The organism is Streptomyces sp. NPDC086080 (assembly GCF_044540255.1).
Lineage (GTDB): Bacteria > Actinomycetota > Actinomycetes > Streptomycetales > Streptomycetaceae > Streptomyces.
The window spans coordinates 50112-71212 of record NZ_JBITRU010000020.1 but is presented as its reverse complement, the minus strand read 5'-3'; the positions used below and the strand labels follow the sequence as shown (position 1 = coordinate 71212).

General features: G+C 72.6%; 21 protein-coding genes and 1 pseudogene. 10 read left to right on the top strand and 12 right to left on the bottom strand.

The window, feature by feature from the left end; translation table 11 throughout:
• Nucleotides 1-68 precede the first annotated feature (68 nt).
• The gene (locus ACIF9R_RS23320) at nucleotides 69-1274 is read left to right on the top strand and encodes a glycoside hydrolase family 64 protein (RefSeq protein ID WP_399983257.1); all 1206 of its coding nucleotides are present in this window, start codon (nucleotides 69-71) and stop codon (nucleotides 1272-1274) included.
• A 181-nt stretch (nucleotides 1275-1455) separates the two neighbouring features.
• Nucleotides 1456-1662: a hypothetical protein gene (locus ACIF9R_RS23315; protein WP_399983254.1), complete on the top strand. Its 207-nt coding sequence runs from the start codon at nucleotides 1456-1458 to the stop codon at nucleotides 1660-1662.
• 78 nt (nucleotides 1663-1740) lie between these two features.
• Here ACIF9R_RS23315 and ACIF9R_RS23310 read toward each other — a convergent pair whose 3' ends face one another.
• The 3 genes from ACIF9R_RS23310 to ACIF9R_RS23300 form a co-directional block, all read right to left on the bottom strand.
• On the bottom strand, nucleotides 1741-2229 hold the full coding sequence (locus tag ACIF9R_RS23310) for a DUF5709 domain-containing protein (protein WP_399983251.1): 489 nt from the start codon (nucleotides 2227-2229) through the stop codon (nucleotides 1741-1743).
• 175 nt (nucleotides 2230-2404) lie between these two features.
• Entirely contained in the window at nucleotides 2405-3889 is a 1485-nt protein-coding gene (locus ACIF9R_RS23305; protein ID WP_399983248.1) for a hypothetical protein, read from the bottom strand.
• Between the two features lie 175 nt (nucleotides 3890-4064).
• Nucleotides 4065-4802 carry an HAD family hydrolase gene (locus ACIF9R_RS23300; RefSeq protein ID WP_399983246.1) on the bottom strand — a complete coding sequence of 246 codons (738 nt, stop codon included), beginning with the start codon at nucleotides 4800-4802 and terminating at the stop codon, nucleotides 4065-4067.
• Between the two features lie 96 nt (nucleotides 4803-4898).
• On the opposite strand from ACIF9R_RS23300, the gene ACIF9R_RS23295 reads away from it, so the two are divergent.
• Together ACIF9R_RS23295 and ACIF9R_RS23290 are read left to right on the top strand one after the other, a co-directional pair.
• A complete protein-coding gene (locus ACIF9R_RS23295; RefSeq protein WP_399983244.1) occupies nucleotides 4899-5588 on the top strand; it encodes a nucleoside/nucleotide kinase family protein in 690 nt (229 codons plus the stop codon).
• 145 nt (nucleotides 5589-5733) lie between these two features.
• Nucleotides 5734-7404 carry an ArnT family glycosyltransferase gene (locus ACIF9R_RS23290; RefSeq protein ID WP_399983242.1) on the top strand — a complete coding sequence of 557 codons (1671 nt, stop codon included), beginning with the start codon at nucleotides 5734-5736 and terminating at the stop codon, nucleotides 7402-7404.
• Nucleotides 7405-7413: 9 nt separating this feature from the next.
• On the opposite strand, the gene ACIF9R_RS23285 is transcribed toward ACIF9R_RS23290, so the two are convergent.
• Both ACIF9R_RS23285 and ACIF9R_RS23280 read right to left on the bottom strand, forming a co-directional pair.
• Nucleotides 7414-7827 carry a DUF3662 domain-containing protein gene (locus ACIF9R_RS23285; RefSeq protein ID WP_399983239.1) on the bottom strand — a complete coding sequence of 138 codons (414 nt, stop codon included), beginning with the start codon at nucleotides 7825-7827 and terminating at the stop codon, nucleotides 7414-7416.
• Between the two features lie 129 nt (nucleotides 7828-7956).
• A complete protein-coding gene (locus tag ACIF9R_RS23280; RefSeq protein ID WP_399983236.1) occupies nucleotides 7957-8118 on the bottom strand; it encodes a hypothetical protein in 162 nt (53 codons plus the stop codon).
• A gap of 171 nt (nucleotides 8119-8289) precedes the next feature.
• Here ACIF9R_RS23280 and ACIF9R_RS23275 point away from each other — a divergent pair, with 171 nt between their 5' ends.
• The 3 genes from ACIF9R_RS23275 to ACIF9R_RS23265 all read left to right on the top strand — a co-directional run bounded on the left by ACIF9R_RS23275 (nucleotide 8290) and on the right by ACIF9R_RS23265 (nucleotide 12487).
• Nucleotides 8290-9207, top strand: coding sequence for a MurR/RpiR family transcriptional regulator (locus tag ACIF9R_RS23275; protein WP_399983233.1), 918 nt, complete (start codon nucleotides 8290-8292; stop codon nucleotides 9205-9207).
• 413 nt (nucleotides 9208-9620) lie between these two features.
• Nucleotides 9621-9989: a hypothetical protein gene (locus tag ACIF9R_RS23270; protein WP_399983231.1), complete on the top strand. Its 369-nt coding sequence runs from the start codon at nucleotides 9621-9623 to the stop codon at nucleotides 9987-9989.
• Nucleotides 9990-10093: 104 nt separating this feature from the next.
• Entirely contained in the window at nucleotides 10094-12487 is a 2394-nt protein-coding gene (locus ACIF9R_RS23265; RefSeq protein WP_399983228.1) for a SpoIIE family protein phosphatase, read from the top strand.
• Between the two features lie 10 nt (nucleotides 12488-12497).
• Here ACIF9R_RS23265 and ACIF9R_RS23260 read toward each other — a convergent pair whose 3' ends face one another.
• A complete protein-coding gene (locus tag ACIF9R_RS23260) occupies nucleotides 12498-13145 on the bottom strand; it encodes a peptidoglycan-binding protein (protein WP_399983225.1) in 648 nt (215 codons plus the stop codon).
• A 78-nt stretch (nucleotides 13146-13223) separates the two neighbouring features.
• On the bottom strand, nucleotides 13224-14069 hold the full coding sequence (locus tag ACIF9R_RS23255) for a hypothetical protein (RefSeq protein WP_399983222.1): 846 nt from the start codon (nucleotides 14067-14069) through the stop codon (nucleotides 13224-13226).
• Between the two features lie 397 nt (nucleotides 14070-14466).
• Here ACIF9R_RS23255 and ACIF9R_RS23250 point away from each other — a divergent pair, with 397 nt between their 5' ends.
• Complete coding sequence (locus ACIF9R_RS23250) at nucleotides 14467-14883, top strand: Zn-ribbon domain-containing OB-fold protein (RefSeq protein WP_399983220.1); 417 nt, start codon at nucleotides 14467-14469, stop codon at nucleotides 14881-14883.
• Nucleotides 14884-14954: 71 nt separating this feature from the next.
• Here the strand turns inward: ACIF9R_RS23250 and ACIF9R_RS23245 are convergent, their stop codons facing one another.
• The 3 genes from ACIF9R_RS23245 to ACIF9R_RS23235 are packed head-to-tail and all read right to left on the bottom strand — an operon-like array spanning nucleotide 14955 to nucleotide 17272.
• Complete coding sequence (locus ACIF9R_RS23245; RefSeq protein WP_399983217.1) at nucleotides 14955-15338, bottom strand: PPOX class F420-dependent oxidoreductase; 384 nt, start codon at nucleotides 15336-15338, stop codon at nucleotides 14955-14957.
• Between the two features lie 10 nt (nucleotides 15339-15348).
• The gene (locus tag ACIF9R_RS23240) at nucleotides 15349-16080 is read right to left on the bottom strand and encodes a class I SAM-dependent methyltransferase (protein WP_399983214.1); all 732 of its coding nucleotides are present in this window, start codon (nucleotides 16078-16080) and stop codon (nucleotides 15349-15351) included.
• Nucleotides 16073-17272, bottom strand: coding sequence for a MalY/PatB family protein (locus ACIF9R_RS23235; protein ID WP_399983212.1), 1200 nt, complete (start codon nucleotides 17270-17272; stop codon nucleotides 16073-16075). The genes ACIF9R_RS23240 and ACIF9R_RS23235 overlap by 8 nt, the downstream gene beginning before the upstream one ends.
• A 189-nt stretch (nucleotides 17273-17461) precedes the next feature.
• Here ACIF9R_RS23235 and ACIF9R_RS23230 point away from each other — a divergent pair, with 189 nt between their 5' ends.
• Nucleotides 17462-18835, top strand: coding sequence for a S1 family peptidase (locus tag ACIF9R_RS23230; protein WP_399983210.1), 1374 nt, complete (start codon nucleotides 17462-17464; stop codon nucleotides 18833-18835).
• Between the two features lie 66 nt (nucleotides 18836-18901).
• Here ACIF9R_RS23230 and ACIF9R_RS23225 read toward each other — a convergent pair whose 3' ends face one another.
• Nucleotides 18902-19087: a hypothetical protein gene (locus tag ACIF9R_RS23225; RefSeq protein WP_399983207.1), complete on the bottom strand. Its 186-nt coding sequence runs from the start codon at nucleotides 19085-19087 to the stop codon at nucleotides 18902-18904.
• Between the two features lie 167 nt (nucleotides 19088-19254).
• The gene (locus ACIF9R_RS23220) at nucleotides 19255-19950 is read right to left on the bottom strand and encodes a L,D-transpeptidase family protein (protein WP_399983204.1); all 696 of its coding nucleotides are present in this window, start codon (nucleotides 19948-19950) and stop codon (nucleotides 19255-19257) included.
• Between the two features lie 138 nt (nucleotides 19951-20088).
• Between ACIF9R_RS23220 and ACIF9R_RS23215 the strand changes: the two are divergent.
• Nucleotides 20089-21082: pseudogene (locus tag ACIF9R_RS23215) on the top strand (pyridoxal phosphate-dependent decarboxylase family protein).
• Nucleotides 21083-21101: the final 19 nt, after the last annotated feature.

Genomic DNA, 21101 nt, shown 5'->3' with positions numbered 1-21101 from the left:
TCTCGGGCTGTCCCCTCCGTCGTCCGGCCCGGTCAGGAACCCGCACGAGTACTTCAGGAGACCCCCACATGACTCCTCGTCATCAGCGCACCCTCGGCCGCCGCAAGGTCCTCTTCGCCCTCGGCGGAGCCGCCGTGGCCCTGCCCGCCGCGGCGGTGATCGCCCCGCACGCCCTCGCGGACCAGCCGGGGGAGCGGAAGGCCTCGGCGGCAGCGGCGGGATCCCTGCCGCTGACGATCGTCAACAACAGCGGTTCCTTCGACAACACCAGCGTGCATCTGTATGTCGTGGGCAACGCCGACGGCCGCCAGGTCCGGCTCACCCCCGAGGGCACCGTCGCCCCGATCGCCGTCTCGGACAACGGCCCCGACGGCTTCACCGATTACGCGATCGGTCTGGCCGGCAGCGGCGAGACCGAGCTGTCCCTGCCGTACATGTCCGGCCGGATCTACGTGTCCCTCGGCGCGAAGCTCACGTTCAAGGTCGTCACCGACGGCAACGGGAACGCGGCGCTGCAGTACCCGGCCGGCTGGGTCGCCTCCGACCCGAACCACGGTGTGCTGCACGATTGCGCGGAGTTCACCCACAACGCCGCCGGCATGTTCTGCAACACGACGATGGTCGACATGTTCAGCGTGCCGCTGAGCATCCGGCTCACCGGCTCCGGGGACCGGACGACGGGCACCGTGCGCGAGGGCGGCCGCGCCGCCGCCTTCGCCGCCGTCAAGGAGGTGGAGGCGTTCTCCCGGCTGGTCGTGGACGACACCCGGATCATCGCGCCCGGCCACGGGCTGGACTCCGGTCTGTTCGCCGAGGACTACCTCGCCCCGTACATCGACGAGGTGTGGAGCACCTACACCGGCCGGGATCTCAAGGTCACCACCAACGCCGGCACCTTCACCGGCCGGGTACGCGGCGAGAGGTTCTCCTTCGACGGGCCCGCCCAGGTCTCCTTCGGCAGGCCCTCCACGCGGGACGTCCTGTTCTGCGACGGCGCGCTGGCCGCGCCCAACGACGGCACCACCGGTCCGGTCGCCGCGGTGCTGGGCTCCGGATTCAACCGGTCCACGCTGCTCAGCCACCCCGACCAGCCGACCGCCGACCCCTCGGTCTTCTACCGGACCGAACTCACCAACCACTACTCCCGGGCCATGCACGCGGCCACCGAGGACGGCAGGGCGTACGGCTTCGCCTTCGACGACGTGGCCGACTTCGCCTCGTACATCCAGGACACGGCGCCGACGGGCCTGCGGCTGACCCTCACGCCCTTCTAGACGGCCGCACGGGCAGATCCGCCACGGTCCCGGGAGGGGTCCCCGCCCCGGGAGCCGTCCCTGCGCCCGGGTGCCGCGAGCGCTTCCGGATGCACAGCGGGCTCCCCCGTTGAAGGGTGGGTATCGGACCCGATGACAGCACCGGGGCCGCTACAGCGATCCGGACCCGAGGAGCCAGAAGATGTCGACGTCCCAGCCCGACGCGTCCCGGCAGCCCGAGGACAGCGCCACCCCGGACAGCCTGCTGCACGCCCGCACCGGCACCGATGTGTCGCCGGAGGACCTGGTTCTCGCCTCCGGCAAGGACCTCACCCCGCAGAACCTCGAGTGGGCCAGGCGCAAGCTGGCCGAGGAGGGGCCGGCCGCCCTGGACAAGATCCTGCCCTGAATCCGTACCCCGTTCCCCGGCAGTACGGCGCCGCCGGTCCCCCGCGGACGGACCGGCGGCGCCGCGCGCCGTGCGCGATCACGTTCTGTCCCGGCCGTCCGGGAGCTCCGCCTCGTCCTCGACGACGTGCATCGCGGCCTCCTCCGCGCCGGCGGCCCCGCCGTCGATACCGACGTCCTCGGCGACCGTCTCCTTCGTGGTGTCGGCGTGAGCACCCTCGTCGGGGGCGACCAGGCGTCCGGCGCGGGCGGTGCCCGCCTCCGGGTCGACCGGCTCGCCCTCGCCGCCCTGCAGATCGCCCACCTCGTCCCCGGCGGGCGCGGACGCTTCGGGCACCTCCTGGGCCAGCCGCTGGTCGAGGGTCTCCCCCTCGTACTGCTCGGCGGCCGTGGTGCCGTACTTGGTGACGCCGAGCGGCTTCTCCGGCGGGGAGTAGCCCTCGTCGAGCGTGTCGTCGTAGGACCGTTCGTCGAGGGCGTCCTGCATGTCCAATGGCGCGGCGTCCTGCTGCTCCTCGTTGCTCCCGGTGGGCTGGTAGGCGTCGTCGGCCATTGGTTCGGAACCCATGGCGTCCTCCCTGTCACGCTGCGTCGGCACCTGTGTCCGTGGTGTCCGATCCGCGTTTCCCGTCACCCGGTCTTCAATCCCGTGCGGCGGGCAGCGGAGCCAGGGGCCCGGGGCGGGCAGGGGCAGGGCCTGTTCGGGCGACGGCGACGGTTCCGGCCCCACCTGGCGCCGGGAGTCAGCCGCCGCCACCCGGGGCGATACGGACCTCGAGGTCACCGACCAGGTGAACCGGCCACGGCCGGGCGTAGGCGGGCGGGGTGCCGCCGGGACCGGTGAGCTCGGCGACCGGGAGGCGGTCCGCGGTACGCAGGATCTCGGCGACGGTGGTGTTCTCGTTGTTGCCGAACGTCGCGCCGGAGGAACAGCCGGTGTAGTAGCCGATGGGGATGGATCGGTACCCGGTGATCAGGCAGGGTGGGCGGATGCCGAGCCGGTGGAGTTCACCGGCCGTGCGGGCCCAGTCGCGGCGGCCGTCGAGGGTGCGGTCGACGGTGTGGACGAGGACGGTCAGCTGAACGGTGAGATGGCCGGCCACCGCGAGCGCGACCAGCACCGCGGCGGCCGGCCGCCACCTCCCGCGTGCTGCCGTGACCAGGTACCACAGTGCCTGGGCGGCGGGGATCGCGAGCAGGGCGTACGCGGGCTGGAGGAAACGCGGCGCCGCGTAATCGATCATGAACAGGTACGGGAGTGCGACGGTCGTGGCACAGGCCAGCGGCAGCAGGGTGCGCAGCGTGCGGCGGGCCCGTACGGCGACGACCAGCCCGAGGACGGCGAGCAGCGGCAGGACGAACCACCACAGGGTGATCACCGGGTGGGGCATCGTCCCGGTGCACGGACGGCACAGGGCGCGTCCGCCGAGGCTGCGCAGCTGGTCGTCCACGGCGAAGTGCCGGCCGAGCCCGCCCTGGATGCGGGAGGCCTCGGCCAGCCGCTCCCCGAGGCCCCCGAAGGCGACGTACGCCTCGATCACCCACTCGGCCCCGCCCGCCACGAGGCCGCCCACGAGCGCGAGCAGCGGCCGCCACCGCCGGCCCGCCAGGGCGAGGACGAGCAGCGGGATCGCCACCCAGACCGCGTCGGTGGGACGCATCCAGGCCATGAGCGCGGTGCCCGCCACCATGGCCCACAGCGGGCCGCCGGAGGAGGGGTCCGCGCGGTGGCGCAGGAAACCGCCGACGGTGATCAGAGCGCCGATGGCGACCCAGTAGTTGGGCATGGCCTGGGGACCGTAGAAGAGGGTCACCCACAGGGAGGCGAAGAAGGCGCCGGCGGTGAGCAGGATCCGGGTCGGGAAGAGGCCACGCCAGGCGCGCAGGGCCAGGTAGAGGGCGAGACCGGAAAGCACCGCGAGGTAGACGCGCAGCAGGGCGGTGGAGTCGGACCAGGACGCGACGGGCGCGACCAGCAGGGAGACGCCCCGGGAGCGGGGGGCGCTGAAGAAGGCGGCGGGGTGGTGGGAGGTGACCTGGCTGGTATAGACGATCTCGTCCCAGCCGAGACCCAGCACGGGGCGGACGAGCGCGAGTTGGGCGAGGGTGAAGACGGCGGCGAGCACCGCGAGCGGCCTGCCGTCGTGCGCCGGCCGGGTGGCGTCCGGCCCGGACCGCTGCTCGCGGCGCCGTGTCACGGCGAGGAGGGCACCGGGGCCGTCGCTCATCGTCCGTCCTTCACTCTCACGTCATGGGTGCCGGGTCTCGCCGGCCGCGGGGGCGGCCCAGGGGTGGCGTCGTCCGGCCGGGCTTTCGGAGATCACGAACAACCTAACCCGACGGGAACAGGCGTGTGGGGCGATATACGGCCAACCGTCGCAGAGGCCCGGAGCCGCGGTGTGCTCAGGCACCGCCTCCGAGCTCGGCCAGGTCCGTCACGACCCGGTCGGCGCCGTGCGCGAACAGCGCGTCGGACTGACCCACCCGGTCCACGCCGACGACGTAGCCGAAGCGTCCCGCGCGCCCCGCGTCCATGCCGGCGAGCGCGTCCTCGAACACGGCGGCGCGGGACGGCGGCACGCCGAGCTCCCGGGCGGCGGCGAGGAACGTGTCCGGCTCCGGCTTCCCGGGCAGGCCCCGTTCGGCGGCGACGACTCCGTCGATCCGGACGTCGAAGAGGTTCTCGGCGCCGATCGAGCGCAGGACGTCACGGCAGTTGGCGCTGGAGGAGACGATCGCGGTGCGCAGCCCCCGGGCGCGGACCGCCTCGATGTAGCGCAGGGTGCCGTCGTAGGCGGCCACGCCTTCGGTGCGGATCTTCGCCAGCAGCAGTTCGTTCTTGTGGTTGCCGAGGCCGTGCACGGTGCGGGCGCCGGGCGGGTCGTCGGGAGCGCCCGCGGGCAGCGTGATGCCGCGGGAGGCGAGGAAGGTGCGCACGCCGTCGGCGCGCGGGCGGCCGTCGACGTACTCGTCGTAGTCGGCGGCGGTGAAGGGGCGGAAGGCGTCGCCGTCCCGCTCCCGGAGGAAGGCGTCGAACAGTTCCTTCCAGGCGGCCGCGTGGACGACGGCCGTCCGCGTGACGACGCCGTCGAGGTCGAAGAGGCAGGCGAGGATGTCATCGGGCAGACCCAGATCCGTCATGGGGGACACCTTCCCCGTTCGACGCCGGACAGTGGCCACCCTGGCCCCACGGCGGCGGAACACCTGCCGCAGCGCCGTGGTGCCACACTCTTCCGTGTGGCGCTGACCTTCGAAGACCTCCTCCGTCGTGCCCGTTCCCTCCCGGGGGACGGCCGGCGTGCGATCCTCGGCATCGCCGGCGGCCCGGGTGCGGGCAAGTCCACCCTCGCCGGGCATCTGGTGCGGGAGCTGAACGGCACCGGGGAGCCGTGGGTGGCGCATGTTCCCATGGACGGTTTCCATCTCGCCGACGCCGAACTCGACCGCCTGGGCCGCCGGGACCGCAAGGGTGCCCCGGACACCTTCGACGCGGCCGGTTACGCGGCGCTGCTGCGGCGGCTGCGCGAGGAGGCGGACGGCGAGATCGTGTACGCGCCCGGCTTCGAGCGGGTACTGGAGCAGCCGCTGGCGGGAGCGGTGCCCGTTCCGCCGGCCGCCCGGCTGGTGGTGACCGAGGGCAACTACCTGTTGCTGGACACCGGCGCCTGGGCCCGGGTCCGGCCGTGGCTGGACGAGGTGTGGTTCTGCGCCCTCGACGAGGAGGAGCGGCTGCGCCGTCTGATCGCCCGCCACGAGGAGTTCGGCAAGAGCCACGCGGAGGCGGTGGCCTGGGTGGAGCGCTCCGACCAACGCAACGCCGAGCTGGTCGCCGCGACCCGGGACCGGGCCGATCTCGTGGTGCCGGCGTCCGTACGGCCGGACGCGACCCGGCCGCCGGAACGGGCCGACCGCGGTCGGTCCCGCTGACGCGGGCTCCCGCCCGTGGTCGGACGGGAGCCGTGGACAACGCGGTGGAGACCGGTTCGGTGAGCCGCGAACCCCTGACGTACGTACCCGGGGACGTCGACAGGTGGCGCCCGGCGGGTGGGCGCGGGTGCGAGAGTAGGAGCCCATGAGGGATCTTGTGGTGGCGGAGCGGGCGCCCGATCCGCGTACCGGTACCGGTGGACCGGCCTCCTCCCCGGCGGGCTCGGGCCGGCGGTGGGCGGTGCTCGTCGTGGTCGTGCTGCTGCTCGGGCAGATGGCCGTGGCGATGGTGACCGCCGCCGCTCGGCAGACGCCGACGATCGACGAGCCCGTGTACGTGGGTACGGCCGCCGTGTATCTGGAGGAGCACAGTCTGCGGTTCAACCCCGAGCATCCGCCGCTCGGAAAGCTGGTGATCGCCGCGGGGGTGGCGGTCGCGGGTCCGCATCTCGAACCCGGATTCAGCGGTGATCAGGGTGAGTTGGGTCGGCGGCTGCTGTACGAGTCGGGCAACGACCCGTGGCGGGTGATGTTCTGGGCCCGTCTTCCGGTGATCGTCCTGACGTTGCTGTTCGGACTCGTCGTGTTCGCCTTCGCCCGTGATCTGGCCGGTGCGGCGGCTGGGCTGGTGGCGCTCGCGCTGTACTGCCTCTCCCCCGACGTGATCGCGCACGGCTCACTGGCCACACTCGATGTCCCGGCCGCCGGGTTCGTGCTGACCTGCGTGTGGCTGCTGTGGCGGGCGCGCCGGCGTCCTGGGCTTCATCTGCCGCTGGCCGGCGTGGCGTTGGGGGCGGCGCTGGCCACCAGGATGAGTGTGCTGCCGGCGGTGCCGGTGCTGGTGGTGACGGCCGCCATATCGGTGTGGTGCGCGGCCGGGGGCGACCGGCGGCTCGGGCTCGCACGGGCGGCCCGGTGGGCCCTGGCCTTCACGCTGATCACGGTCGCCGTCGTCTGGGCCGCGTACCTGCTCGTCGATCCCCGGTTGCGCTGGAGTTCGGAGCAGGTACCCGTACTGACGGGGCCGCGCGGGCTGTTGGTGGACCTGCTGCCGTTCCCCGAGCCGTACCGGGACGGCATGCGCGTCCAGTTCGGCCTGGAGAACCGGCCGTGGCAGGGCTTTCTGTTCGGGCGGGTGTACACGGGCTCGCTCTGGTACTACCTGCCCGCCGCGCTGCTGGTGAAGACGCCACTGGGCATGCTGGTGCTGTGGGCGGCGGGCGCCGTCACGGTGGTGACGACGCGGCGGCTGCGGCCCGTGGCGCCGTATCTCCTGGTGGTCCCGGCCGTTCTGCTGGCCGCCGCCATGTACGGATCGCGGAACTTCGGCACCCGGTACGCCGTGTTCCTGCCGATGTTCCTGGCGGTCGCGGCGGGCTGTGTGCTCCTGGTCCGCCGACGGTGGGCGCCGGTGGTGACGGCGCTGCTGGTGGCGTTCGTCGCGGTGAGCTCGCTGCGGACGTTCCCCTATTACCTCCCGTACTCCAACGAGGCGTTCGGCGGCCCGTCGAAGACCCGGCTGCGGCTGCACGACTCCAACGTGGACTGGGGCCAGGATCTCGGCCGGCTCGCCGACCGGCTGCGCGAGCGGTACCGGGGAGAGCGGATCTGGCTCGTGTACAAGGGCGCCGGTGTGCCCTCGTACTACGGCATCGACGCGGCCGACCCGCGCCGGGTGCCACCCGAGGAGGTCCGTGGGGTGCTGGTGGTGTCGGACTCCGCCGCGGCCAAGGCGACGGGCCGGCTGGCCGAGTTGCTCGAAAGCAGCCGGCCGGTCGACGACGTCGGTCACTCGATCACGGTGTACCGGCGGTGAGAGGGACCGTCAGCCCCGGCCCGGCGCCGCCGCCCGCTGGAAGCCGTCCGCGCTCACATGCGGCATCACACTGCTCGCCACACGGTAGCGGCCGCCCGGCACCTCGGCGGACCGGCGGACGTGCACGGCGAGCGGGCCCGCCCACTCATAACCGTGACGCGCGGCGTGCCGGGCCAGGCGGTCGGTGAGCACCTGACCCACGCGGACGCCCCGGCGCGTCAGTTCCTCGTGCACCGGGCCGGCCAGTTCCACCTCGTAGGCGTTGGGCACCAGCACCCGGCCCGCCCGGCACACCACGGCGTTGCTGTCGCACTCGTGCCGCAGGGCGTCGACGAGTTCGACCGGATCCCGGCCGAACATCCGCGCCCACAACGCCTCCCACCGGTTCTCCAGTGCTTTTTCCAGCGCGCTCAGGGCGCTCATGCTTTCACCTGCCGAAACATCGTCGCGTCGGGGACCGGGGGCTTGGGGGACGCCGTTCGGATCAGGCCGCGGGAGCTCGGCGGCGCCCCGTCAGCACGTCGTGGCCGCGCCATGATCCGCACGGCACGCCTACCGCTCGTCGTAGTCGTCGGGCCGGATCCGGGCCTCCTCCAGCGCCTCGCGCATGGTGCGGCCGGTGCCGCCCCGCACACGCGCCTCCTCGCTCTCCTGCTGCTCGACGGTGTCGTCGGTGTCCCGGGTCTTCGGCCGGTTCTCCTCGGGGACGGTCATGTCAGCCGGCTCCTCGTGTGTTCTGGGGTTCGCCTGTTCCGCTGTCTCGGCGGGTTCCCTGAGGATGCGCGGATATCCCCGGGAAGCGGGGCGGTGTGCTCCGGCGAGCGGCGTGGGCGTCACGGGGCGTGGGCTATGTTGACCCTCGTGGGAGACGAAGGAGGCGCACCGGTGCCATCGCCGCAACAGGCACGCGCACAGGCATCCGCGATCACCTCGGGGAGGACCGGCCACGACACGGAGTTGTCCCCGACGGGCCAGCTCCGGGCCCTGTTCGACCGGCCCCGGCTCTCCCCCGGCCAGCGGCGTATCGCCCAGTACCTGATCGAGCACATCGCCGAGGCGGCGTTCCTGTCGATCACGGATCTCGCGGAGCGGGTCGGGGTGAGTCAGCCCTCGGTGACCCGGTTCGCCTCGGCGGTCGGCTTCAGCGGATATCCCGCGCTGCGGGAGAAGCTCCAGTCGATCACGCTCGGCGCCCGGTCCGGCGGCCCCGCCGAGGAGACCGGGGGGAACGAGCTGCAGGCGGCGGTCGACGCGGAGATCGAGAACCTGGAGAACCTGCGGCGGGACCTCGCCGACGCCGACCGGGTCATCGAGATGGGCCGCCGGCTGTCCGCGTCCACGCCGCTCACCGTGCTCGGCCTGCGTATCTCCGTCTCCCTGGCCGAGTACTTCGCCTACGCCGCCCGGCGCATCCACCCGGACGTCCGGCTGGTGACGCGGGGCGGCAGCGTCGCCTATGACGCGCTGCTTCAGTCGCGGGAGGCGGGCGGCACCTGGGTGCTGGCGTTCTCCATGCCGCGGCACGCCCAGGAGACCCTGACGGCGGTGCGGGTCGCCCGCAGCGCCGGACTGAAGGTCGCGCTGATCACCGACCTGGCGCTGGGCCCGGTCGTGGACGAGGCCGATGTCACCTTCGCCACCGGGACCGGTTCACGGCTGGTGTTCGACTCCTACGCCGCTTCGGGCGTGATGTGCGCGGCGCTCCTCCAGGCCATGACGGACGCGGATCCGGAGCGGACGCAGGCGCGGCTCGACGAGTACGAGCACGTCGCCGACGAGCACCAGTTCTTCCTGAAGGACTGAAGGCCGCCTGCGGGTGTGTCACGCGTGCGGTCGTGCGGGGTGTCCGCTTCGATCGCGCATGAATGTTTTCATACGTCTTGCAAACCCGATGGCATATATAAATACTGCTCACGGATCGCACCCCGGTGGCTCCGGACCGCGCTCCAGCACCCTCGTCCCCTCCCCCGCTCCGCCCGGAAAGCCGACGGTCCACCCATGCGCTGCACGCACCACCCGCCGCGGATGACACCGGTCCCGACCGGGCGCCTGTGCGAACACCCGAAGCCGCCGGCTCCTACCCGCACCGGCGGCCACGGTGTTCGGCCGGGCATCCCCTGCCCGGCCACTCGTGGCGGCCCCGGTCATCCCCTAGACCGGGGCCGCCCCACCGCGTCGTCCAGGCCGGCGACACCGCACACCCGGAAGCGATATTCATGTCCCTGACGTCCACGCGCCTCAGTTCCGACTGGCCCTGCCAGGTCAAGACCCCCGGCAGTTACGACTGGGAACGCTCGGCGGCCAAGTGGCTGCGTGAACTCGTGCCTGCGCGCTACGCGAGCTACCCGGCGTTCATCCGGCACCCCGTCCTGCTGGGCCGCCACGCCCAGATCCAGGTCGAGCACGAGATACGGGTGGCCCGCATCGCCCTGCAGACCGCCCGGGCCGATCTGCCCCGGGCGGGACTGCGTGAAGGTGTCATCGAGCACACCATCAAGCTCTACGCGGCCGAGGTCCTGCAGCTTCAGCACATCGCCCGCAGCGTACGGGCCGTCACCCAGGCCCTGGCCGACACCGGCCGCTGACCGCTTCCGGGGCTCCGGGAAGGTGCCCCGGACCCCGGCCGGTGGCCGGAAGCCGGGGCGACAGGCCGGTCAACGAACCGGGAGGGGTGTGCGATGCTCGTGGCGTGAAGAGCGAGTCCGTCGTCCCGGCCGGGTCCGGTTCCGCACCTGACCTGGTGGAACTGGCCAGAATCGTCGCGCAGCAGCGCGCCGAGCTGGACCGGCTGCGTGAGCAGGCCGCGACCTCGTGCGTCGTGGAACGCGCCAAGGGCGTCGTGATCGCGACGACCGGCTGCTCCGCGGACGCCGCCGGCGAGACCCTGCTCCAGCGCGCCGAGGCCGCCCGGCGCTCCCTGCTCGAGGAATGCTGGATCACCCTGGGCGAACCGTCACCCGTCCGTCCGGGCAGCGGCCCGTTGCCGACGGGCTCCGGGAACGGGCAGGACGGCACGACGCCGGGCCTCCCCGGCACCGACCCGCCCTCGGCCCCCTCCGCTCCCGACGACGTCGCCGACGCCCTGAGCCGCCTCGGCCGCGATCTGGAGCGGACCGACACGCACCAGGACCTGGCCCGCTGTCTGCTGGACCACCTGGACCTGGCGGCGGACGCGGTCATGATCTATGCCCGCCGGGCCGGCCGCGGCCTGGAGCTGATCGGGCACGCGGGGATCGACGAACGGCTGGCCACCCGGTGGCGGCAGATACCCCCCTTCAGCGGGGTGGCCGTGCTGGACGCCATGGATGCCGGTGAACCCCGCTGGCTGGAGGACTACGCCGAGGACAGCAGGCGGTATCTGCTGATCGGCGAACCGCCCGAACGATGGCGTTCCCGGGCCTGGCTGCCCCTGCCCGCCGGGGACGGCAGCGAGGTCTGCGTCGGGGTGCTGCGCGGACGCCCCGGCGCCTTCACCGAGCGCGACCGGGTCCATCTGCGGGGGGCCGCACAGCTGTGCGCCGGACGGTTGCGGATGTTCGCCTCCCTTCCGGAACCCGTGCCCGTCACGCCCTCGGACGCCGTACGGGCACTGTTCACGGCGCTGCCGGTCGCGGCGCTGCTGCTGACCCCACTGCGCGGCCCTGCCGGTGACCCCGAGGACTTCCGGATCGACGCCGCGACGACGCAGGCGGCGGACCTCCTGGGCGGCAGCGGGGGCGACGTGACCGGGCGGCGGCTGCTGGAGGTCCGGCCCGGCCTGACGGACGCCCCGGTGTGGCAGGGCTGCCTGGACACGCTGGCCGGCGGGGGGACGTACGAGAGCGAACCATTCGCCCACCAGGAGGCGGTGGACGGCGTCGTGGAACTGTCCACCTACTCCGTCCTGGCGCGGCGGCTGGGGGGCGCGCTGGTCGTCACCTGGGTCCGGCACGACTCCTCCGACCGGCGGGAACAGCGACTCGCCGAACTGCAACGGCTGGGCGACCTCGGCTGGACGAACTGGAACCTGACCACGGGCGAGGCGTCCTGGGCGACGCAGGTCTTCGCGATCCTCGACCGGAACCCGGCGGACGGTCCGGTCCCGCTCGCCGACCTCCCCGGACTCGCGATCCCCGACGACCGGGCCTCGCTGCACCGGGCCGTCGACGCCCTGGTCGGCGAGGGACGGCCGTTCGACGTCCCGTTCCGGATCCGCGGCGCGCGCGGCGTCCGGCACCTGCGTCTCGTCGCCGAGGTGGTGGCCGACGGACACGGCAGGCCCGTCGAGGTGCACGGCATCATCCAGGACCTGACCGCGCGGCGGCGGGCCGAGCTCGCCCTGGTGGAGAGCGAGCGGGCGATCCTCACCCAGCACGACGTGCTGCGGTCCGAACGGACCCTGGTCGCCCGGCTGCAGAACGCCCTGCTGCCCCTGCCCGAGCGCGAGGTGCGTCTCGCCGGGCTGCGCGTCGAGGTGGCCTATCTCCCTGCCCAGGCGGGCATACACGTCGGCGGCGACTGGTTCAGCGCCATCGAGCTTCCCGACGGCGACGCCCTGTTCGTCATCGGCGATGTCGCCGGACACGGGGTGGACGCCGTCGCCACCATGGCGCAGCTGCGGTTCACGGCGAAGGGCATGGTCATCACCGGCTCCTCGCTGACCGGGGCGCTCACCCGGCTCAACACACTGCTGCTGCACTCCCGGGACAGCCACGGCACCGCGACCATGCTCCTGGCCCGCTATCGGCCCCGGGACCGACGACTGCTGTGGGCGCAGGCGGGACACACGCCGCCCCTGCTGGTCCGCGACGGCGAGGTCACCTATCTGCGCCGGCCCCCCGGAATGCTGCTCGGCGCCACCGCCGCACCCCGGTTCGAGGAGGCCGAGTGCCTGCTCGAACCGGGCGACCGGATGCTGCTGTACACGGACGGTCTGGTGGAGCGGCCCCCGGAGATCATCGACGTGGGCCTCGACCGGCTCGCCGGGGCCGTCACGGCCCGCCCGGGCGACACGTCCCTGGGCACACTCCTGCAGACCATGGTCGAGGACGAGCGCCGCGACGACGTGTGCGTCCTGGACATCCGCGTCCCACCGCCGCGGTAACCGTCCCGGGTCAGTACACGGCGTCACCCGTGCGCGACTCCAGCGCCAGACGGGTGTCGTCGCCGTAGACGCCGGTCTCGTCGCCCTGGATGCCGTACCAGAGCTGGAAGCGGGCAACCGCGGCCGAGAGCGTGGTGTCGTACCGGCCGTCGGTCGAGCCGGCCCGGTAGACGTCCGGAATGCGCAGCAGCCGCTCCTGGAGTTCGGTCACCTCGGGGCCCGAGTCGCCCTCACGGAGGAACCCCTCCTCACCGCGGGGAGGCGGCACCGGGGCCGCGGAGACCGGCGGCGCGGGGGCGGACGGCACGGGGGCGGGGGCCGCGCGCTCCTCGCCACCTCGGTCCATCAGCAGCAGCGCGCCGCCGAAGCCGGTCAGCGCGGCGGCGGCCACGGCGAGGGCCAGCGCGGTGCGGCGCGCCCCCGACCTGCCGCGGGCCCCCGGCGGCGGGCCGTCGGGAACGGGCGGGAGTTCCTGGGTCCCGTCCTCCGAACCGGCCGGCGGACGGGGCAGCGGCACCGGCTCATAACCGTCCCGCTCCCCCTCCTCGAACTCCCGGAACAGCTCCGCGAGCGCGTCGGTACGGCGCGGGCGCAGCACGCGGATGGGTTCGAGGGGCGGTCCGTCGTGCGGCCCCCCGGGCTCGGACGGTGTCGTCACATCGCTCTCCTTCCGTCCCGTTCGGGGGAGTTGAGCCGCTGCCTACGGGGAGAGATACGCGACGAAGGCCCCGTGGGTTCAGCCGCCCGCCCGGGAGGTGTCGCGGAGGAAATCGCGCAGGGACGTCACCATCGCCGAGACGAACGCCTCCCGGCCCGCGTTGTCGAGGGTGTCCAGGGACAGGTACGGGTTGAGGTCCTCCAGTTCGACCAGCAGCAGTTCGCCGCCCGGCGCACGGCAGGCGTCGACCCGCTGGATGCCGTGGTCGAGGGTGTTCCACTCGACGAAGCGCCGGGCGAAGTCCAGGTCGTCCGGGGTGGGTTCGTAGCGCTCCAGCTGCCAGCGCCGCTCGGGGTCGGGGGCGTGAAGGGCGTACTGGAAGGAGCGGTCGACATAGTAGAAGGAGACCTCGTAGGCGAAGTCGATGTGGGGCTGCACCAGCACATCGCCGTCGACGAGGCCGCGCACCGCGTCCGCGGGGACGACGCGCAGCCCGATGGAGTCGGCACCGAGCCGGGGTTTGACCACGTACCGCTCCGCCACGGGCAGCCGGTGCAGGTCCTCGGGCCGGTCGACGGTGGGGATCACCGGCCGGCCGGCCGCGGTGAGGTCGAGCAGGTACTGCTTGCCGGCCATGTCGCCGCGGCCGGTGAGCGGGTTGTAGACCGGGGCGCCGGTGGCCAGGGCGTGCTCGCGGAAGGCGTCGTAGGCGTCCTGGTACGCCAGCACCGGACCGCTGTTGCGCACGATCACGGCGTCGAAGCCGTCCATGAGGGCGACGGCGTCCCGCGGGTGGCACAGGGCGAGGTCCATGTGCTCGCGCAGCCGGGAGGTCAGGAAGATGTCCTCGTCGCAGTAGCGGCGCCCGCGGGCCGGGTAGGCCAGGTCGGTGACATAGAGGACGCGGGGACGGGCGGGCGGCATAGGGGCTCCTCGGCGTGATGGTGGCTCGATCATAGGGACGACCTGCGCGGGAGCGGTTGCGACGGTACTGAGTACCGCTCCGGGCTTGCACTGAGTGCCATCCCCGGAGCGGATCCGCGCGCAAGGCGCTCGCCGGGGGTCGACGGTGGTCCTCTACCGGCATTTCCCGTCCCGCGAGATGACGGATCCCCCGACCACGGACCCCATCCGGCCGACATGACGGCCGTCCCGGACAGGAACATCGACGGTGTCGCGCAATTGATGGTACCGAGTACCTTTACGAGTGGCACTCAGTGCCATACGCTGTGGCTGTGCACGGTGGCACGGCATACCGGGCACATGCGTGCCGGGCGACCGCGCACGTGGGATTCCGGCCGAGCGCAGGGAGTTGACCAGCGTGTATCACCACTCAGGACGTGTCGCCCAGCAGGCGGGCGGCACTGCGGCGGGCGTCCTCGAACCCCGGGGCACCGACCGCGCGGAAGCCATGGTCTACCAGCGCTGCACCTGGTGCGGCACGGCCATGTACCAGCGGTTGCTGTGCCCTGTCTGCCAGGGCAGCGACCTGCGGACGGAGCACAGTGAGGGCATCGGCACGGTCCGTCACTCGACGGTGCTGCACCGCAACACCCCCGCGGCCCGCAATGTGTCCCTGATCGAGATGGCCGAGGGATTCGTGGTGCGCGGCCGGGTCATGGGCCCGCCCATCGGCATTCACAGCGGCGACCGGGTGCGGCTGTCGACGGCCCAGGACCCGGTGCGGGGCGAGCCCGTCTTCCAGATACTCGACGAGCCGTTCCGGGCGTGGACGTGACGGTCCGGCAGACACGGACACTCTCCTGCTCCCCAGGGTGACCCCAGGCCCCAGGAGGGCGCTCCCGGGCCTCAGAGGGTGATACGGATGCCCACCGTGCCGTCGCGCCCCCTGCGCAGGCGGCTGCCCAGGAGCGTCAGCCGGCCCAGGACGCCGTACTTGCGGGCGAGCAGCCGCCGGTAGCGGTCGGTGGTGGCCGGGTCGCAGATCTCCGCGGTGGCCGGAACCTGGCCGCCGGTCGGCCGTCCGCGCACGTCGCACGGGCCGACGAGGACCTCACCACGGGCGCGGATCCGCTTCACCTTCCACGAGTCGGCGACGGTCCACACCCCGAGCGCGTCACCGTCCCGCACCACCCACACCGGCGTGGCCACGGGCGTCCCGTTCTTGCGGTAACTGGTGACCAACAGGTACTTTCCGGCACCGAGCCGGTCCCGCAACGCCTCGTCGTCCATGAGGGCAATCCTAGGCGTCCGGGCGGCAGGCGACGAAGACGAGCTCCCGCCCCGGGCGGTCGGGAGCGTCACGCACGCCCTCCACCGTGTAGCCGTGCCGGGTGAGATCCGCCTCGGCCTCCTCCCGCCCGCGAAAACGCAGTGTCGATTCCGAGGTCAGCACCGCTCCGTCCACGGCGAACACATAGGTCGTACGAAACGTCACCAACGGGCCGTCCACGTCGGTCACCTGGTGCCAGTTCTCGACCGTGCCGACACCCGGAACGTCCGTCCTGCGGTACGACTCCTCCCGGGTCCATCCCTCCCACGCCCTCCGGGCCGGATCGCGGGTCTCGAACACCAGCCGTCCCCCGGGCCGCAGCGCCGCGTGGGCGCCCTTCAGGGTGCCGTGCCAGGCATCCGGGCCGGTGATGGCCTGAGCGACGTTCGCCGTCATGGTCGCCAGATCCACGCCGAGCGCCGGCAGGGCCGTCGCGTCGCCCTCGATCCAGCGGACCCGTGCGGCGCCCGGCTTGTTCCTGGCCACGTCGAGGGAGGCCCGCGCGGGTTCGACGCCGGTCACCTCGATCCCCCGGCCCGCCAGGAGCAGGGCGAACACTCCTGTTCCGCACCCGATGTCCAGCACCCGCCGGGCACCGAACTCCTCCGTCATACGCAGATACGCGTCGAGATCACCGCGATCGGCGTCGAGCGGATCGTAGAGCGCCGCGAGGCGTGGATGACCGAAGCACTCGTCAGTCACGGGCGGCGCCCGCCCTTTCCACGGTCACCGCCATCCGCCGCACCGCCTCCCCGATCACCTCGGGTGAGGCGGCGAGGTTCAGCCGGACGTGGCCGGTGCCGCCCGTGCCGAAGGGCAGGCCCGAGTTGAGCGCCACGCGGCCGTGCTCGAGGAAGGCCCCGGCCGGGTCGTCCCCGAGGCCGAGGGAGCGGCAGTCGAGCCAGGCGAGGTAGGTGGCGTCCCCCGGGCGGTAGCGGATGGCCGGCAACCGCTCGGCCAGGAGCCCGGCGAGCAGCCGGCGGTTGGCGTCCAGCCCGGCGAGCAGGGCGTCCAGCCAGGGGACGCCGTCACGCAGGGCGGCGGTGTGGGCGAGGATGCCGATATGGCTCGCGCCGTGGCCGGCCTCCTCGGGCATCCGCGCCAGATCCCCGGCCGCGTCCGGCCCGGCGACGGCGAGGGCCGCCTTGAGCCCGGCCAGGTTCCACGCCTTCGACGCCGACATCAGCGACAGGCCCCGCTCGCCGCCCGGCACGCTCAGGTAGGGCACGAAACGCGTGTCGCCCACGACCAGTGGCGCGTGGATCTCGTCGGCGACGACGCGTACGCCGTACCGCTCGGCGAGGGCGGCGACGGCGGTCAGCTCCTCGGCGGTGTGCACCGTGCCGGTGGGGTTGTGCGGGCTGCACAGCAGGTACGCGGCCGGCCGCCCGCCCGCCGTCACCCGCCGGAAGGTTCCCTCCAGGAGGTCGAGGTCGAGCCGCCCGTCGGCGCCGAGCGGGGCCTCGGCCACCTCGCGGTCCAGGTGCCGGACGAAGTCGTGGAAGGGCGGGTACACGGGCGGGTTCACCACGACCGGATCGCCGTACCCGGTGACCAGTTTGAGCATCTCGACCACGCCCAGCATGACGTCCGGCACGAGCGCCGTGCGCTCCACGGCGAGTCCGTCCCAGTCCCACCGCTTCCGGGCGAACGCGGCCAGCGCCTCGGCGTAGGCACTGCCGACGGGATATCCGGTGTCACCGAGTTCCATGGCCTCGGTGACGGCGCGCACGACCGGTTCGGCGAGGGGTACGTCCATCTCGGCCACCCACAGCGGCAGCACGTCCGCGGGGTGCGTGCGCCATTTCATGCTGGTGCGGCGCCGCAGGTGGTCAAGGGTGAGGGCGTGCAGGGGATTCGGTTCACCGGACGTCTCGCGCGGGATCCTGGTCATGGGCACACGATAGGCGGCCAGGCCGGAAGCGGACATCCGGTGGGATCGGCCGGTGCGGTGCGCGGTTTTCGGCCGGGGTCACGTCCGCGCTGAACGCCGCGGCTCCGCGACCCGTATGGACAGAGGGCACCCGACTCGGGGCAGCCCTCGCGGTGTTCGCACCGTGCCGCAGAGGTTCGGGAGCCATGCATGAGGCACGCACGACGACGGGTGGTCCGGCGAGTGACACGGCTGGCGGCCGTCGGCGGACTCCTCCTGGGGGCCACGATGGTCACCCGCGCCGTCGCCAGTGAGCCCCAGGTGCCCGAGGCGGTCCCGTTCTCCACCGCCGAGGAGACATCGGCGGGCCCGGGCGCCGGCCTGGTGTCACGGTTGGGCACGTCCCGTACGGCGGGCAGCTGGATCGGCGCCGACGGCCGCACCGTGGTCGCGGTGACCGACGAGGAGGCGGCGGCGGAAGTGCGCGCGGCGGGCGCCGAGGCGAAGATGGTGCGGCACAGCATGAACGACTTCAAGTCCGCGGCGAAGACGCTGGCTTCGGCGCCGCGCGTGCCCGGCACGGCGTGGTCCATGGACTACCGGTCGAACCAGGTGGTGGTCCGCGGCGACACCACGGTGTCCGCGGGCGACTGGTCCCGGCTGACCCAAGTGGCGGACGGTATCGGCGGCTTCGTGCGCATGGAGCGGACCGGGGGCAGCTTCACCACCCGGCTCAACGGGGCTCAGCCGATCCTGTCGACGGCCGGCCGGTGCTCGGCGGGCTTCAACGTGACCGACGGCGAACGGGACTTCATCCTCACGGCCGGGCACTGCGGGCCCGACGGGTCGGTGTGGTTCGCCGACAACCAGGGGCGGCAGGAGGTCGGCACCACGGTCGGCGGAAGCTTCCCCGGGGACGACTACTCGCTGATCGAGTACGCGGGCGGCCGGGCCGGCGAGGGCGCCGGTGTGGTGGCGATCGGCGACGGCAAGGGCGTACGGATCACGGGGGTGGCGAATCCGACGGTCGGGCAGCGGATCTTCCGCAGCGGCAGTACCAGCGGACTGCGTGACGGTGAGGTGACGGCGCTCAACGCGACGGTGAACTATCCCGAGGGCACGGTCAGCGGTCTCGTCGAGTCCAATGTGTGCGCCGAACCCGGTGACAGTGGCGGGCCCATGTTCTCCGAGGGGATCGCCCTCGGTGTGACCTCCGGGGGCAGCGGCGACTGCGGCGACGCGGGCGGTACGACGTACTTCCAGCCGGTGACGAAGGCGCTGGCGGATCTCGGCGTACGGCTCATCGTCGCGCCCGAGGCCGACGGTGGCGCGGCGGCGCCCTCTCCGGCGCCGTCCGGGGCGGCTGCGGCGCCGGACGGCGCCTCGCCGGGCTCCTCGACTCCGGTGCGCGGTATCGTCCCGGACCCATCGACGCTGCTGTCCCGGCTGGCCGATCCCCAGAACGTCGGGCCGGGCCTGCTGTTGATCGGGGGCAGTCTGGTCGCGCTGGTGGCCTCGCGGTGGATCCGGGCGGAACAGGACCGCAAGGCCTACCGGCGTCACTATTCGGCGACCTGGGGCTGAGCGCACGCGGGTGCGTGCCGGTCGCCGAGGAGGACGGAGGGTGATGCCGGGCCGCCCGCGGATCGCTCAGGCGGCCCTGGCCGGCTGCGGACGGGCCGAGGCCCACTCCTGGACCAGTCGCCGGTACTCCTCGCGCTGTTCGCCGCTCAGTGTCCCGCCCGACCGGAGCCACAGGGCCCGGATCTCCTCGTTGACCTCGGCAGCCGATCGCTCGGAGGAGGGTTCAACAGTGGTGGACATGCTGTGAAGCATACGGTGCCCGAGGTGAAGACGCTGTGAGCAATCGCACATACATCGGACATTTCCGGCAGTGGCACTGATCACGTCCATCTGCCGTATCTGCCATGGAACGTGGGCGAGTTCACATCACTCCGCTCCCCGGGTCCCGCGTCCGGGCCCCGGGGAGCGACAGGGTGGGGTCAGGTGCCCGGCTTGCGGCCGTACACGTAGACGTCGTCGCCCTTCTTCAGCAGCGACCAGTACTTCTTGGCGGCGGTCCTGGTCATGTTGACGCAGCCGTGCGAGCCGGGCGGGTTCCACATGCTGACGCCGACCGAATGGAAGGCCTGGCCGCCGTCGAAGAACTGGCTGTAGGGCATCGGCACGTTGTAGATCGTCGAGACGTGGTCGATGTTGCGCCAGTAGACCTTCTTCAGGCCGGTGCGGGTCTCGTACCCGTTGCGTCCCGTACGGACCGGGACCGGGCCGTAGACGAGCTTCTTGCCGTCCTGGATCCAGCTGAGCTGGAGCGTCAGGTTCACGCAGGCGATCCGGCCCTTGTTCGTGGGGCATTTGCCGGACTTGTTCGGCTTCTTCCCGACCGCCTTCTGCTTGTTCATCAGGTCCATCACGCCCCACGTGACGGGACCGGCGTAGCCGATGTTCGGCTTGATGCCGTGCTTGGTCTGGAAGGCACGGATGGCCTTGCAGTCGGCGGAGGACTGCTTTCCGTCGACCGGGCGGCCGAGGAACTTCTCCACCTTCTTCTGGTACGGGCCCGTCGAGGTGGTGCAGCTCGCGGCCTGCGCCGGTGTCGCGCCGAGCGCGAGTGTGAGCGGAGCCACCAGCGCGGTGACCCCTACGACGACGGCACTCCGTCTCTTTACGTCCCCCATGGTCTGCTCTGCCTTTCCGCAGCGGTGGGCGCATGGCCTGCGCTCTCTGCTGGTTGGACGACTCATCGGGAGCATCGGTTGTAGGACCGCACCGACCGCAACCGAACGGTGACACAGGCGCCGCCTAGGCTCCGTGCCATGGACCGCACACTAGCCGGTGATCTGGCCCGGCTTCCCGAGCTTCTGCAGAGTGTCCGTGATGTGGCCGTCCGGGAGGTGGAAGGACTGTCCGAGCGGCCCGTGACCCGCCTCGGTCCGGCACCGGACCCGGACCCGCTCCCGGTCGACGGCGTGGGCGGCGAGGCGGCACTGACCCGGTTCGCCGAGCGCTGGTCGCCCGGCTTCTCCGGCTCGGCGGGACCGCGCTACCTCGGCTTCGTCACCGGCGGCGCGACGCCCGCCTCGGTGGCCGGGGACTGGCTCACCTCCGCGTACGACCAGAACGGCTGTGCGGCCGTCGGTTCCTGGGCGGCTGCCCTGGAGCGGGAGACGGTGGGGTGGCTGCGGGAACTGTTCGGTCTGGGCGAGGAGTTCGGCGGGGCGTTCGTGACGGGCGCCACCATGTCCAACACGGTGGGGCTGGCGGTGGCCCGGGAGTGGCTGGGCGAGCGCCTGGGGGTGGATGTGGCGCGGGACGGAGTGGCCGCCCTGGGTCCGGTGGACGTCCTGTCGGGCAGCGCGCACTCCACCATCGGCAAGGCGCTGTCGGTCCTGGGACTCGGCAGGGGACGGCTGCGGCAGGTCCCCGTGCTGCCGGGCAACCGTGAGGCCGTCGACGTGGAGGCGCTGGACGCGGCCCTGACGGAACTGGGCGGGCGGCCGGCGATCGTGGTGGCGAACGCCGGAACGGTGAACAGCGTCGACTTCGACGATCGCGGACGTACCGGAGTTGAGGCTGCTCGCCCCGGTGCGCCTCAATGTCGTGTGCTTCACGCTCGCCGACGATCCGGACGAGGGGCGGGTGGCCGCCTTCGACCGGGCCGTGGCGGCCACCGGCGAGACGTTCCTGACGCCGACGGTGTACGACGGGGTGTGGGGACTCCGGGCGGCGTTCAGCAACTGGCGGACATCGGCGGAGGACGTGGAGCGGGTGGTCCAGGCCCTGGTGGCGGCGGCCGCCCGCGTCTCCTGACGGGAGTCCCGCGTCGGGC